The following is a 13681-nucleotide window of genomic DNA, read 5'->3' on the forward strand; positions in this document are numbered from 1 at the left end:
CGGACCTACGCGGACCTGGTGAGTTGATCCGCCACCGCGCGGAGCGCATGCAGGTCCGACACCTCGAACGGGAGGGACGGCACGCCGACGATCGGGACCCGTGGGTGTGCCGAGGTGAACCGTCGGAGCAGGCGCAGTTCGCGAGCGGCCGTCACTGCCCGGGCGGCGTGAATGCGCAGCACCGCGGCGGCGAGCTTCCCGTCGTCCGAGCCCTCCAACTGATCGGCAGCCGTGACGGCGTGATCGGCAGGCAGCGACAACAGCGTCGGGTGCGTCCGGTTCAGGATCAGGCCGGCCAGCGGCATTCCCTCACCGCTCAATCGATCCACGAAGTACGCAGCCTCGCGTAACGCATCCGGCTCGGCCGCCGCGACGACGACGAAGCTGGTGCCGCTCTCGCGAAGCAACTGGTAAGTGCGCGTCGCGCGCTCGCGGAAGCCCCCGAACATCGAGTCGAGCGACTGCACGAACGCCGACGCATCGGTGAGCATCTGACTACCGATCACCGTCGACACGCCGCGCAGGGCCAGGCTCATCGCGCTGGTCACCATCCGCGTCAGGCCGCGTCCCGGCGCCATCAACAACCTGATGAACCGTCCGTCGAGGAACGAGCCGAGACGCTGCGGCGCATCGAGAAAATCCAGAGCATTGCGCGACGGTGGGGTATCCACGACGATCAGATCCCACGTCGAGTCGGACGCGAGCTGGCCGAGTTTCTCCATCGCCATGTACTCCTGCGTTCCGGAGAACGACGAGGCCACCGTTTGATAGAACGGGTTGGCCAGCACCTGCTCGGCTTTCTCCGGCGTCGAGTGCTCGATCACCATCTCGTCGAACGTCCGACGCATGTTCAACATCATGGCGTGCAGTTCGCCCGTCGCCCCGGCAGGCAGTTTCACCGGCTGTGGCGAGTTGTCGAGCTCGTCGACCCCGAGTGCTTGGGCCAGACGCCGCGCTGGATCGATCGTCAACACCACGACCTTGCGGCCCTGCTCCGCCGCTCGAAGCGCCATCGACGCCGCTGTCGTCGTCTTCCCGACGCCACCTGCCCCGCACACCACGACGATGCGGGAGTTGGCACCCCGAAGAATCTTCTCGACGTCGAGTACGGGCGCTGCAGCCTTGCTCATTTCACACCCTGCTCTCTGAGTTCTGCCGCCAGTTCGTACAACCCGCCCAGGTCGACGCCGTCCGCCAGCATCGGCAGGCGCAGTCTCGCGGAATCCAACTCGTCGAGCTGACGGCCACTGTCCACCTGAGCTGCCAGCGTCGACGCGTGCTCGATCGTTTCCGTCAGCAAGCCTGCGAAATCGTCGTCGGACAGGGAAATTCCTGTCTTCTCCAGCCCGGTTCTGAGTGCGGCGACGTCGACGGTTCCGTGTGCCGCGTCGTCGAGCGACTCCTCCGGCAGGTACGTCGGCTCGGTGCGGTTGACGATGACGGTGCCCAACTGCAGATCGGCTGCCTCCAGCTCCGTCACGGCATCCGCCGTCTCCTGCACCGGCAACGCCTCGAGCAACGTCACGAGATGTACGACGGTGTCGGCCGAATGCAGCAACCGGACGACGCCCTCGCTCTGCGAGCGGACCGGGCCGCCCTTGGCCAGGTCGGCCATCGCCTTGGTGACATCGAGGAAGTTGCCGATACGGCCCGTGGGAGGTGAATCGACGACCACCTCGTCGTACACGCGTTTCCCGGCTTTGTCGGTGCGGACGACGCACTCCTTGACCTTGCCGGTCAGCAGGACGTCGCGTAGACCGGGGGCGATGGTGGTCGCGAACTCGATCGCGCCGATCTTGCGCATCGCGCGCCCGGCGAAACCCAGGTTGTAGAACATGTCGAGGTACTCGAGAAACGCAGTTTCGATGTCGATGGCCAGCGCGTAGACCTCACCGCCGCCGTCCGCGGACGCCACCCGCGTCTCGACTGGCGGGAGTGGGGGAACGTCGAACAGCTGGGCTATGCCCTGCCTGCCTTCGACTTCCACCAGCAACACTCGCCGACCGTCGGCCGCGAGTGCCAACGCAAGCGCGGCGGCAACCGTCGACTTACCGGTGCCGCCTTTGCCGGAGACGAAGTGCAACCGCGCAGTGTCGGCCTTCTCCGGCCAACCTTCGAAACTCGATGTGACCACAACACGACCATATAGACGAATCGGATGTCACCTCGGCGGAACCGTGCGGTCCGAGGTCGCGGCGACTATCTCGCGTCCTTGATCACGGCGACTACGTCGTCCACGGCCTGCTTCAGAATGTCGACGTAGCGGGCGTGGTCGGGGAAGGTGTCGGGGCACGCAGTCACGCAGATCGTGACCGTGTCGCCCAGGCCGTAGAAGCCGTGGGTGACGGAGCGGGCGGGGCCGAGCATCGGGAAGCCGCCGGAGAAGAGACAGGGCGCCCCGCACAGTTCCAGATCGGTGTCCCCGCGGTCGACACTGACGACCGTCAGGTTGCTCGTCACCGATTCGTGAACGGTGCGCTCACGAGGTGCATGTTTGCGTGCGCGTCTGTCCACAGCGAGAAAGACCGGAGCGGGTACGAGATTCTCGGCTTCGATCCACCGCAGAAGGAGCGGGTCGAGGACGTTCCTGCGTGTCTCGGACAACGACGCCGCGGTTCGTCTTGCGCGCTCGGCGATGTCGGGCACGCCGACGTGAAGGTCGACGTCTCCGTTCACGACGCGGTTCTCGGCGGGCCACGACACGTCCTCGGGAAGTCCCATGGGCACGAGCGCGTTCAGTGTGTCCGGGACTGGATCGCCGATGGTCTCGAGGTAGCGCTCGGTGGCGAGGCCGACGGCGGTCAACGCCGTGGTCGTGACACTGAATCGGGTCCCGGTGACCCGAAGTGGAGCACAAGGGATCACATGGGCGACACGGTTTCCGGTGGGCTCGACGTTGCCCACGATGGACGGTCGAAGGACGTTTCGATCGGTGATGGACCCGCGCGCACGCTCGAAGGTACGGCGTGAGCGGCGCGCGGCAAGACGCGCGGCCACCAGACGAAACGGAAGGGCGGCAGCGGCTCCCACCGCCACCGGAACACGCAGGTGAGGCTTGAACAGGCGTGCCTGGGATGGACGAGGGTCGGGCGGCTCCACCGAGAACAGGGCCCGCGCGAGCCGCGTCGCCCCTCGTCCGTCGGTCAGTGCGTGGCTTACCTGAAAGACCACGACCAGTGCGCGCCCCGATGCGTGCGGTATGTCCTCGACATCTCGTGCCACGTGGACCTGCCAGGCGGCTCGAGTTGCATCGACGGGCGTCTGCACCAGCAGACCGAGTTCGTCGACGACGCCTTCCCATGTGCGAGAATCGAATTGGAGAATCCTCGGAGGTTCGCCGCTTCGGGACCAATACGGGTAATCGAGGTTTCCGGGGATCTCGACGAGACGCTTGTTCAGGTCCGGAATCGATCGGGCACGTACGCCGATGAACTCCGTGATCTCGTCGAACGTCGGGGACGGGAGGTCACCTGTGTCGAAGGTCAGCAGCACGTATTGGTCTCGTGATGTGCTCTTCGAGGCATAGTGAAATGCCGCGTCGAGGATGTCCAGACGGCTCACGGCTTCGACCCTCTCACATGACGCCCGGCCGATACACCGTCGAAGCGTCCGGTCGATCGGACTGCGGCATGACCGCCGACTAGGCTCACCGGCATGAGCGAAAAGACCATCTGGGAGTACTTCACCGCGCCGGTGCTGATTCACGCGACCAAGCAGATTCTGGACAACTACGGTGCCGAGGGCTGGGAACTCGTCACCATCATGTCCGGTCCCAACGGTGGCGACACGTTGGTGGCCTACTTCAAGCGCCCGAAGGCCTAGCGATGGCGTGGAGTGAGCGCTTGGCCGAACTCGGGATCGAGTTACCTCCGGTAGTGCCGCCGCTGGCTGCGTACATTCCCGCCGTGCAGACCGGATCGCTGGTCTACACGTCGGGTCAGCTGCCGTTGGTTTCCGGTGAGCTGACGGCCACCGGGAAGGTCGGCGCGGACGTGTCGGCCGAGGATGCCGCCGACGCTGCGCGTGTCTGCGCACTGAACGCGCTGGCGGCGATCAATTCGCTCGTCGGTGTCGATTCGATCAAGCGCGTCGTGAAGGTCGTCGGATTCGTAGCGTCGGCTCCCGGTTTCACCGGTCAGCCTGCCGTCGTCAACGGGGCGTCGAACGTGATCGGCGAGATCTTCGGTGACGCGGGAAAGCACGCCAGGTCCGCCGTCGGTGTAGCCGAGCTCCCGATCGATGCCCCCGTCGAGGTCGAGCTGATCGTCGAGGTCTGAGCCGTCACACGGCGTCGAGTGCTCGCTGAAGATGGAGCCCGCGGCGAACGGAACAGGGATGCTCGACGCCCCCGGCGATCGACTCGAGGAATTCGTCGAGAAGAACTCGGAAGCAGTCGGTCGCCGGTGTCGAACGGTCCTGCAGTGACAGCACACCGTCGCTGCCGCTGATCTCCACCCGGAAGACCGACGGTTGCACCGGTGTGGCGAGCGACAGGCGCGACGTGCTCAACTTCCCGCCCTCGTGTTCGAGCACCACGGTCCAGGTGTCCGAAGACTCGTCCCGACGGCTCAGCGCCACGCCGGTGATGGGCCCGAGGGTCAGGTCCAGCAGGTCGAAGACGTGCGGCCCGACGTCGAACAGGGCGCCGTCGCGTCGACGCCACGGTGAATTCGAGTACTCGCCTCCGAGCACTGCCCCGGACAGCCAGGTCCCGGATGCCGAACTCCAATCCCGTCCGTCGGCCTCGGCGAGAAACTCACGTGTCTCCGGAGCGAACCGCCTGGTCAACGCCACGATCGAGCCGACGCCTGCGTCGGCGACGGCGTCGGCAAGCCGGGTGGCGTCGTCCAGGTTCGACGCGATGGGTTTGTCGAGCACGACGTGTTTTCCCGCCTCGGCTGCTGCGATGGCCAAGCCGGCCTGCACTTCCGGGGGCACGGCGAACGCGACGGCATCCACGTCGGCCATCAGTGTCTCTACGCTGTCGTAGACCGGGGCGCCCATCCCTGCAGCTGCATCGGGGCGGCGGGCCCACACGCCCACGAAGTCGATAGCGGGGTGCGCGGTAAGGGACGGGGCGTGTGTGGCGCGAGCCCATGGACCCGCGCCGACCAATCCGATTCTCATGCTCTTAAAGTACGACTATGACTCTCGCGCACCCGGCATACGGTCAGCTTCGACAGGTCACACCGACGGCAGCGGTTCTGCTCGCCGACAATCCCGGAAAGATGACACTCGACGGCACCAACACCTGGATTCTGCGCGCACCCGGAAGCGATGACGTGGTCGTCGTCGATCCGGGGCCGAAGGACAAGAAGCATCTCGACGCGGTGGCCGCGTCGGGCACTGTGGTTCTCGTGCTGGTGACGCATCGGCACGGCGATCACACGGGTGGGTTGAAGCGGTTCCACAAGAAGACGGGCGCACCGATCCGCGCGTTCTCCGACGAATTCGTCTACGGCAGCACAGCGTTGGTCGACGGCGAGGTCATCGAGGCGGCCGGGTTGAAGATCACCGTTCTCGCGACTCCCGGCCACACAGCGGATTCGTCGAGCTTCGTACTCGACGACGCGATTCTCACCGGGGACACGATCCTCGGTCGGGGCACGACGGTCCTCGATCCCAAGGACGGGACTCTCGCGGACTACCTGGCGTCGCTGGACCGGCTCGAAGCCGCAGGGGCAGGCAAGATCGCGCTACCCGGGCACGGAGCCGAGGTGGCCGACACAGCGGAGGTTGCGCGAATGTACCGAAAGCACCGGCTGGAACGCCTCGAGCAGATCAAAGCTGCGTTGGCGGTACTCGGCGAGGATGCCAAGCCGATGAAGGTGGTCAAGCACGTCTACGCGGACGTGGACAAGAAGTTGTGGCCAGCTGCGCGCATGTCCGTCAAGGCGCAGCTGACCTACCTTCGAGAGAGCTAGCGAGCTCGGCGAGCCAGACGCTCGGAGTCGGAGATCAGCACGCTCTTGCCCTCGAGCCGCAGCCAACCGCGGTGCGCGAAATCCGCGAGTGCCTTGTTGACGGTCTCTCGCGATGCGCCGACGAGCTGAGCGATCTCTTCCTGCGTCAGGTCGTGCGTGACGCGGAGCGAACCGGCTTCCTGGGTGCCGAAGCGCTGCGCCAGCTGGAGAAGCGCCTTGGCGACACGGCCGGGGACGTCGGTGAAGATCAGATCCGCGAGGTTGTTGTTGGTACGACGCAACCGGCGAGCCAGCACGCGCAGAAGCTGCTCGGCGATCTCGGGGCGCTGGTCGATCCAAGCCTTCAGAGCGTCGCGGTCCATGCTGACCGCGCGGACCTCGGTGACCGTCGTCGCGGTGGACGTGCGGGGACCCGGGTCGAAGATGGACAGCTCACCGAACATGTCCGACGGACCCATGATGGTCAGCAGGTTCTCGCGGCCATCGGGAGAACGGCGTCCGAGCTTGATCTTGCCGGAGACGATGATGTACAGCCGGTCACCGGGCTCGCCCTCGTTGAAGACCACATGTCCACGAGGAAAATCGACCGGCTGCAGCTGCTTCGTCAGCGCTGCTACCGCAGAGGGTTCGACTCCTTGGAAGATGCCGGCCCGTGCCAGGACGTCGTCCACTTGCGCTCCTTTTGGGATGTCGCCGGCGTGGTCACCCGCGTCGACGAAAGGCGTTTCTCGCTTACGTGCTCCCGGCGAGCCTGAGGCTCGACGAGCTCACGTCAGTAATCAAACATGACAATTATCTCGGTGAAGTCTACTTCGCCGAGATGGATAACGAGTGATCGGCACCACCGACGTGCCGTGAAGGTTGTGAACTAAACGAATTGTTCAGCCGCTGTTCATCGGAAATGCGACATTTCGGGCTCAGCTTGCGCGCTGATCCGCGAGTTCCTCGGAAGCCGGGGTACGACGCTTGCGGCTGTTGAAGCGAGCGAGAGCGTGCGGCATGCCCTCGTTCGCGAGGGTCGCGACCTCGGAGGTGCTGGCCTGATCGAGGAACTCCTGCACTTCTTGTTCGCGGACACCGAGCTTGCTCAAGCGGAACTCCACGCGCTCCATGGCGAGGGCGAACAACATCAGGAGCACAGGGAAGAGCACTACGGCGAGTCCTTGCATACCGAGCAGTAAACACCGAAAAGGTCTCGATAAGAACACAGGGCCGATTCGTTGCAGATTCTTGTCCGTACAGTTGTGGAGTGAAATCGACAGCTCCGTCGGCGCTCGACGTGCGCAAACGCGAAGAGACCGCATTGGGGCTCAAACGCCGAGCGCGACGAATGAACCGAGAGCTCGCCGTCGCGTTTCCGCACGTCTACTGCGAACTCGACTTCACCAACCCCCTCGAACTGGCCGTCGCCACCATTCTGTCGGCGCAGTGCACCGACAAACGCGTCAACATGGTTACTCCGGCGCTATTCGTGAGATATCGCACTGCCAAGGATTACGCCGAAGCCGACAGAACGGAACTCGAGGAGTACATCCGCACCACCGGCTTCTACCGAAACAAGGCGAACTCGCTGATCGGACTCGGATCCGCCCTGCTGGAGAAGTTCGACGGTCAGGTCCCGGCTCGCTTGAAGGACCTCGTCACGCTCCCCGGAATCGGACGAAAGACCGCAAACGTCGTGCTGGGGAACGCGTTCGACATACCGGGGATCACCGTCGACACCCACTTCGGCCGACTCGTCCGACGGTGGCAGTGGACCGACGCGGAGGACCCGGTGAAAGTCGAGCATGCCGTCGGCGCGCTGATCGAGCGCAAGGAATGGACACTGCTCAGCCACCGCGTGATCTTCCACGGACGCCGCGTGTGCCACGCCCGCAAGCCTGGGTGCGGTGTCTGCGTCCTCGCCAAGGACTGTCCTTCCTACGGCCTCGGCCCGACCGACAAGGTGGAGGCAGCGGCGCTCGTGAAGGGCCCGGAAACGGACCACCTCCTCGAGTTGGCAGGAGTGGAGCCTGCGGAACGACCCGGTGAAGCAGGAGTGGAGCCAGAGTCTGCGGAACGATCTGGTGGGGGGCCGCGGTGACGGGGTCTGCGGCGAGGTGGTCGTTGGCGGCGTTGCTGGTGGTCGTGGCGTTGGTCTACGCGATCTGGCCGCGCGGCGACGATCCGGAGCCGGTGACGGGGATGCCCGGGCAGGGTGCGCCGGTCGTCGAGGAGCGGCGGTCCGCGGACACCGCCGAGGCGCTTGCCCCGCTGCGTGAGCGTGCCGGGTTGCAGAGTTGCCCGGCGCCGTCCGCCGAGAACGACTCGTCCGGTCCGTTGGCCGGGATCGTGCTCGAGTGCATCGGTGACGGTTCGCAGGTGGATCTGGGCCGCGCTCTCGCGGGGACTCCGACGTTGATCAACCTGTGGGCGTACTGGTGCGGCCCGTGCGCGCAGGAGTTGCCGCATCTGCAGGAGTACGCGTCGCAGATGCAGGGACGGGTCACGGTGTTGACCGTGCACCAGGACCGGAACGAGTCGAACGGGCTGACGAAGCTCGCCGATTACGGGGTGACGTTGCCGGGTGTGCAGGACGGGGCAGGGCGCACAGCAGCAGCCGTCGGCGCACCGAATGTGCTCCCCGTGTCGATTCTCGTGGGCGCGGATGGCAATGTCGCCGAGGTGCTGCCACAACCGTTCGACAGTGTTCAGGAGATCGACGACGCCGTGTCCGCGGGGCTCGGAATCAGCCGATGACTCCGCAGTGGTTGAGGAAAGTCGTCGACGCAGCGAGTGGCGAACGAGGCTTGATCGACACGACGGGTACCAATCCGGTGCTCGAACGTACGGCGCCCGACGGCGCGATCGTGCGTGCGGCATCGGTGTTGGTGCTGTTCGGTGGTTCGGAGGATGCGGACCCGACGGCGCAGGGCGGAGTGCCTGCCGATGCGGACGTGCTTCTGACTCAGCGAGCAGCGACGTTGCGTCAACACAGTGGTCAGGTGGCTTTCCCGGGAGGGGCCACCGATCCCGAGGACGATTCGCCGGTCGCGACGGCTCTGCGCGAAGCGGTCGAGGAGACCGGCCTCGACCCGGGAGGCGTCGAACCGCTCGCCACCCTGCCCGGCATCTACGTGCCGCCGTCGAGGTTCGACGTCGTCCCGGTGCTCGCCTACTGGCGCAACCCCAGCGAGGTCGGCGTCGTCGACACCGCCGAGGCCGCACGGGTGGTGCGCGTGCCCATCCGGTCGTTGATCGATCCCGACAACCGATTCCAGGTCCGACACCCGGCGGGATATCAAGGCCCCGCATTCGCGGTCGACGGGATGCTGGTGTGGGGCTTCACCGGCGGTATTCTGGCAGGCCTGCTCGCGGTGTCCGGGTGGGAACTGGACTGGGACACCGACGACATCCGTGATCTGGAGACGAGTTTGGCCACAGTAGGGGAGGGTCTGGACCAGTGACCGGTTCGACATGGGTCGACATCATCGTCCTCGGCGTCGCCCTGGTGGCGGCATCCTCGGGATGGCGGCAGGGCGCGGTGGCGTCGGCGATGGCGTTTCTGGGTGTGGTGCTCGGTGCGGTCGCGGGCATCCTGATCGCCCCCCACGTGTTGGTTCACGTGGACGGGTCACGTATGCGTGTGCTCGTCGGGATCGCGCTGATCGTTGTGCTGGTGATCGTCGGTGAAGTGTCGGGAATGGTGCTGGGCCGGGCATTGCGCAGCGGAATGCATTCTCGCGGAGCACGATCGGTGGACAGCGTCGTGGGCGCTGGGCTGCAGGCCGTTGCGGTGCTCGCGGCGGCGTGGTTGCTCGCCATCCCGCTGACGTCGTCGTCGCAACCGGAGGTAGCCAGTGCCGTGCGCGGATCGACGGTGCTCGGAAAGGTCGACGACGTCGCGCCCGGGTGGCTTCGCGAGGTCCCCAAGGAGTTCTCCGCACTGCTCGACACGTCGGGTCTGCCCGACGTCATCGGACCGTTCGGCCGCACCCCGGTAGCGAACGTCGACGTACCCGATCCGGCTCTGCAGGCCAGCCCCGTCGTGGACCAGCTGCACGAGAGTGTGCTGAAGATCAGCGGTGTCGCGCCGAGCTGCCAGAAAGCGCTCGAAGGATCGGGATTCGTCGTCGCGCCGGAACTGGTGATGACCAACGCCCACGTGGTCGCGGGCACAGACGGAGTCACCGTCGACTCGCTCGGTACCGTCCTCGATGCCGACGTCGTGCTGTTCGATCCCGAGGAGGACGTGGCGATCCTTCGCGTGCCCGGGCTGCAGGCGCCGGTTCTGAACTTCGCTCCCGATCCTGCGGTGTCCGGCGAGAGCGCGATCGTTCTCGGCTACCCGGGCGGCGGTCCGTACACGGCCAGCCCGGCGCGGGTGCGCGAGATGCTCAACCTCAACGGCCCGGACATCTACCGCACCGGAACCGTCGAGCGTCAGGTGTACACCGTCCGCGGCACCGTCCGGCAGGGCAACTCCGGTGGCCCGCTCGTCACCGAGGACGGGCAGGTTCTGGGCTTGGTCTTCGGCGCTGCCGTGGACGACCCAGACACCGGATTCGTGTTGACCGCAGCCGAGATTGCCGACGAACTCGCGCAGAGCATGAACGCCCCGGTGCCGGTGGGTACGGGAGCGTGCATCGTCTGAGGCGGCTCCGCCGCATGTGAGTACTTATGCGCGGTCAGCGGAGGCCGGACGACTCCAGGAGCTCCTTCAGCTGATCGGTGACCTCACCGGGCGACTCCTGGTGCGCATAGTGACCGGCGCCGAGAACGGTGTGCAGACGCCGCTGCGGTGCCCATCCGACGTCGCCGTGGACGGTGCGGGCCAGGACGTACGGGTCCAGTTCGCCGCGAATCTGCAGCGCGGGGATGTCCAGCGACGTGTCCATCGCCTTCATGAAACGACGGCCGTCGCCGCGGAACTGGCTGCGGAACGCCCACCGCTGATATTCGAGCGCACAGTGCGCGGCACCGGCGATGCGGATCGCGGACCGCAGCTGGGTCACGGCGTCGGTGCATTCCTCGGTGCCCTGCCAGGCAGGGCTGGTCCGCGACCTGAACAGCTGCTCGACGGCCTCGCCGTTCTTCTTCGTCAGGGAACGCTCCGGCACGAGAGGCACTTGATAGCGCAGAAAGAACGGCAGAAGGGCTCGTCGCTGTGCCTTGTCGCGAAGTACCGACCGACGTAGCGCGATGGGGTGCGGCGACCCCACCAGGCCGATCGCGCTCACCATCCTGGGGTGCAACGCGGCCGTGGCCCAGCACACGAGTCCGCCGTCGGCGTGCCCGACGAGTGCAGCCCGCGAATGACCGAGAGCCCTGATGAGGCCGACGACGTCGCCCGCCAGCGTCCATCCGTCGTATCCGCGGGGTGGCTTGTCGCTGTCCCCGTATCCGCGTAGGTCGACGGCGACTGCGCGGTAGCCGGCTTCGGTCAGCGACGTGAGCTGGTGACGCCAGGACCACCAGAAGTCGGCGAAGCCGTGCAGCAGCACCACGAGAGGGCCGTCGGCAGGTGAATCAGCTGCCTCGACGACGTGGAAGCGGATGCCGTTGGCATGTACGTCCCGGTGCGTCCAGGGGCCGGCGAAACGCACCGTCGACGGGTCGGGCTGGCTCATGTTCGGTGCGTGCCGCCGCTACTTCTTGTAACCGGGGATGCCGGGAGTGCTCTCGTGCTGGTTCGGCAGCACCGTCGACGCCTGCTTGAGCGAGTCGATGGTCTTCTCGGGCTTGCGCAGCTTCTTGACGCGCAGGTAGCCGAGGAAGCCGAACAGTGCGGCGACGAGCAGCATGAACACGAAGACGATCAGGAACGCGGCCCACCTGGGCAGCCAGATGTCGAGCGTCTCCGCGGCGAAGAAGAAGAAGAAGAACGCACTGAAGATCAGAACCGCGAGCGCGAGCAGGAAGAACAGGCTGCCCTGCAGACCCTTCTTGATCTCACCGGTGACCTCGGCCTTGGCCAGCTCGACCTCGGCGCGCACCAGCGTCGACACCTGCGTCGTCGCGTCCTTGACCAGGTTGCCGATGCTGCCGGTGCCGGGCGCGCGGTAGTCGACGTCCGACAACGGGATGGACGAGATGGTGTTCGGCACCCCGTCCGGGTAGCCGTTCTTGCCGTTGGCAATGGTGCCTTGGCCGCGATTGGTATCGCTCAACTTCTCGACCCCTCCACTTGCTGGTGCATCGTTTGGTTCTTGCGGCCCTAACACTAGTGCCGACCCATGGTCGTACGCGTCGTGGCTGCAGGAACGACGCATCCGCTGAAATTCTCAGGTTGCTGTCAGGTAACTTCCCAGTTGTACATACCCCCATATATCGAGTGCAATCGCAGGAGCGCAGGCAGTGAGTACTTCCCCGGCCGTCCCAGGTGACGGCTCTGTAGCGGCGGCCCCGGAGGTACCACGGTCTCGTATCGTCGTGGCTTCGATGGTCGGAACGTCGATCGAGTTCTTCGACTTCTACATCTACGCGACCGCCGCGGTTCTCGTTTTCCCCAAGCTGTTCTTCCCGGCCGGGAACGACACGACGGCGTTGCTCGCGTCGTTCGCGACGTTCGGGCTCGCGTTCGTCGCGCGTCCCATCGGGTCCATTCTGTTCGGCCATTTCGGTGACCGCATCGGGCGGAAGGCGACCCTCGTCGGCTCGCTGCTGACGATGGGTGTCGCGACGTTCCTGATCGGTCTGCTGCCGACGTACGACTCCGTCGGCATCATCGCGCCTGCTCTGCTGGCCCTCATGCGTTTCGCGCAGGGTGTCGGTCTGGGCGGCGAGTGGAGTGGCGCTGCGCTGCTCGCGACGGAGACGGCGAAGCCGGGCAAGCGCGCCTGGGCTGCGATGTACCCGCAGCTGGGTGCGCCGATCGGATTCTTCTTCGCCAACGGCATCTTCCTGTTGATCGTCATCCTCACCGGGTACGACGCCGCGGTGTCCGGCAGCGACCATGCCTTCCTGACGTGGGGGTGGCGAATCCCGTTCCTGCTGAGCGCGATCATGGTCATCATCGGCCTGTACGTGCGGTTGAAGCTGGAGGAGACCCCGGTGTTCAAGCTCGCCGTCGAGCGCGGACAGAAGGTCAAGACCCCGCTGGCCGAGGTGTTCAAGACGAGCTGGCGTCAGCTGATCATCGGCACGTTCGTGATGCTGGCGACGTACACGCTGTTCTACATCATGACCACGTGGGTCGTCAGCTACGGAACCGGCAAGGTCTCCGACGTGAACGGTCCGAAGATCACCATCGCCTACACCGATTTCCTCGAGCTGCAGCTGATCGCGGTGCTGTTCTTCGCAGCCCTGATTCCGGTGGCAGGCATCCTCGCCGACAAGTACGGCCGTCGACCCACCTTGATCGTCATCACCGCGGCGATCGTCGTGTTCGGTCTGTCGTTCCACTGGTTCGCGGCGCCGGAGAACGCGTCGGCCGGACGCATGCTGGTCTTCATGTGCGTCGGTCTCGGCCTGATGGGTCTCACCTTCGGCCCGATGAGTGCTGTTCTGCCCGAGCTGTTCCCAACGAACGTGCGGTACACCGGTTCGGGAATCTCGTACAACACCAGCTCGATCCTCGGTGCCGCAGTGGCACCGTTCATCGCCACCTGGCTGGTCTCGAGCTACGGCGTCGGATGGGTCGGGGTGTACCTGGCCATCGTTGCTGCACTGACCCTGATCTCGCTGATCGTGATGAAGGAAACCAGGGACCAGCAGCTCGAGAACGTGTAACGCTCGACTGACGAAAATACCCCCGAGATGTGCGGTTCCAGGAGTCC

16 protein-coding genes are annotated in these 13681 nt (G+C 65.6%); 8 read left to right on the top strand and 8 right to left on the bottom strand.

The genetic code is table 11. The annotated features are described in order from the left end of the window. Positions 1–5: 5 nt before the first annotated feature. From CH289_RS11740 to CH289_RS11750, 3 genes are all read right to left on the bottom strand, one after another. The gene (locus CH289_RS11740) at positions 6–1130 is read right to left on the bottom strand and encodes an ArsA family ATPase (protein ID WP_020110985.1); all 1125 of its coding nucleotides are present in this window, start codon (positions 1128–1130) and stop codon (positions 6–8) included. Next, positions 1127–2134 (bottom strand): ArsA family ATPase, encoded by a 1008-nt coding sequence (locus tag CH289_RS11745; RefSeq protein ID WP_019662941.1) that lies wholly within the window; start codon positions 2132–2134, stop codon positions 1127–1129. The genes CH289_RS11740 and CH289_RS11745 overlap by 4 nt, the downstream gene beginning before the upstream one ends. 65 nt (positions 2135–2199) lie before the next feature. After that, entirely contained in the window at positions 2200–3561 is a 1362-nt protein-coding gene (locus CH289_RS11750; protein ID WP_094727948.1) for a wax ester/triacylglycerol synthase domain-containing protein, read from the bottom strand. A 93-nt stretch (positions 3562–3654) separates the two neighbouring features. On the opposite strand from CH289_RS11750, the gene CH289_RS11755 reads away from it, so the two are divergent. Both CH289_RS11755 and CH289_RS11760 read left to right on the top strand, forming a co-directional pair. Further along, entirely contained in the window at positions 3655–3822 is a 168-nt protein-coding gene (locus CH289_RS11755) for a DUF4177 domain-containing protein (RefSeq protein WP_019662943.1), read from the top strand. A gap of 2 nt (positions 3823–3824) precedes the next feature. Next, complete coding sequence (locus tag CH289_RS11760; protein WP_026347400.1) at positions 3825–4277, top strand: RidA family protein; 453 nt, start codon at positions 3825–3827, stop codon at positions 4275–4277. 4 nt (positions 4278–4281) lie between these two features. On the opposite strand, the gene CH289_RS11765 is transcribed toward CH289_RS11760, so the two are convergent. Then, positions 4282–5127, bottom strand: a complete 846-nt coding sequence (locus CH289_RS11765; protein ID WP_094725695.1) for a Gfo/Idh/MocA family protein — start codon at positions 5125–5127, stop codon at positions 4282–4284. Positions 5128–5144: 17 nt separating this feature from the next. On the opposite strand from CH289_RS11765, the gene CH289_RS11770 reads away from it, so the two are divergent. Then, the gene (locus CH289_RS11770) at positions 5145–5924 is read left to right on the top strand and encodes an MBL fold metallo-hydrolase (RefSeq protein ID WP_019662946.1); all 780 of its coding nucleotides are present in this window, start codon (positions 5145–5147) and stop codon (positions 5922–5924) included. Here the strand turns inward: CH289_RS11770 and CH289_RS11775 are convergent. Together CH289_RS11775 and CH289_RS11780 are read right to left on the bottom strand one after the other, a co-directional pair. Continuing rightward, the gene (locus CH289_RS11775) at positions 5921–6595 is read right to left on the bottom strand and encodes a Crp/Fnr family transcriptional regulator (RefSeq protein WP_019662947.1); all 675 of its coding nucleotides are present in this window, start codon (positions 6593–6595) and stop codon (positions 5921–5923) included. The two genes, CH289_RS11770 and CH289_RS11775, sit on opposite strands and share 4 nt — an antisense overlap. Positions 6596–6841: 246 nt before the next feature. Next, entirely contained in the window at positions 6842–7093 is a 252-nt protein-coding gene (locus tag CH289_RS11780; RefSeq protein WP_019662949.1) for a hypothetical protein, read from the bottom strand. A gap of 80 nt (positions 7094–7173) precedes the next feature. On the opposite strand from CH289_RS11780, the gene nth reads away from it, so the two are divergent. The 4 genes from nth to marP are packed head-to-tail and all read left to right on the top strand — an operon-like array spanning position 7174 to position 10557. Then, the gene (gene nth, locus CH289_RS11785; protein WP_094727949.1) at positions 7174–8007 is read left to right on the top strand and encodes an endonuclease III; all 834 of its coding nucleotides are present in this window, start codon (positions 7174–7176) and stop codon (positions 8005–8007) included. Continuing rightward, the gene (locus tag CH289_RS11790) at positions 8004–8663 is read left to right on the top strand and encodes a TlpA family protein disulfide reductase (RefSeq protein ID WP_094727950.1); all 660 of its coding nucleotides are present in this window, start codon (positions 8004–8006) and stop codon (positions 8661–8663) included. Before nth ends, CH289_RS11790 begins: the two co-directional genes overlap by 4 nt. Then, positions 8660–9370, top strand: coding sequence for an NUDIX hydrolase (locus tag CH289_RS11795; protein WP_019662952.1), 711 nt, complete (start codon positions 8660–8662; stop codon positions 9368–9370). Before CH289_RS11790 ends, CH289_RS11795 begins: the two co-directional genes overlap by 4 nt. Continuing rightward, positions 9367–10557, top strand: coding sequence for an acid resistance serine protease MarP (gene marP / locus CH289_RS11800; RefSeq protein ID WP_019662953.1), 1191 nt, complete (start codon positions 9367–9369; stop codon positions 10555–10557). The genes CH289_RS11795 and marP overlap by 4 nt, the downstream gene beginning before the upstream one ends. A gap of 34 nt (positions 10558–10591) precedes the next feature. Here the strand turns inward: marP and CH289_RS11805 are convergent, their stop codons facing one another. Both CH289_RS11805 and CH289_RS11810 read right to left on the bottom strand, forming a co-directional pair. Further along, positions 10592–11533, bottom strand: coding sequence for an alpha/beta fold hydrolase (locus tag CH289_RS11805; protein ID WP_019662954.1), 942 nt, complete (start codon positions 11531–11533; stop codon positions 10592–10594). 18 nt (positions 11534–11551) lie between these two features. Next, a complete protein-coding gene (locus CH289_RS11810; RefSeq protein WP_019662955.1) occupies positions 11552–12073 on the bottom strand; it encodes a phage holin family protein in 522 nt (173 codons plus the stop codon). Positions 12074–12260: 187 nt separating this feature from the next. Here CH289_RS11810 and CH289_RS11815 point away from each other — a divergent pair, with 187 nt between their 5' ends. Beyond that, positions 12261–13634, top strand: a complete 1374-nt coding sequence (locus CH289_RS11815; RefSeq protein WP_026347401.1) for an MFS transporter — start codon at positions 12261–12263, stop codon at positions 13632–13634. The last annotated feature ends 47 nt before the right edge of the window (positions 13635–13681 follow it).

This window comes from Rhodococcus sp. RS1C4 (assembly GCF_002258225.1).
GTDB lineage: Bacteria > Actinomycetota > Actinomycetes > Mycobacteriales > Mycobacteriaceae > Rhodococcoides > Rhodococcoides fascians_E.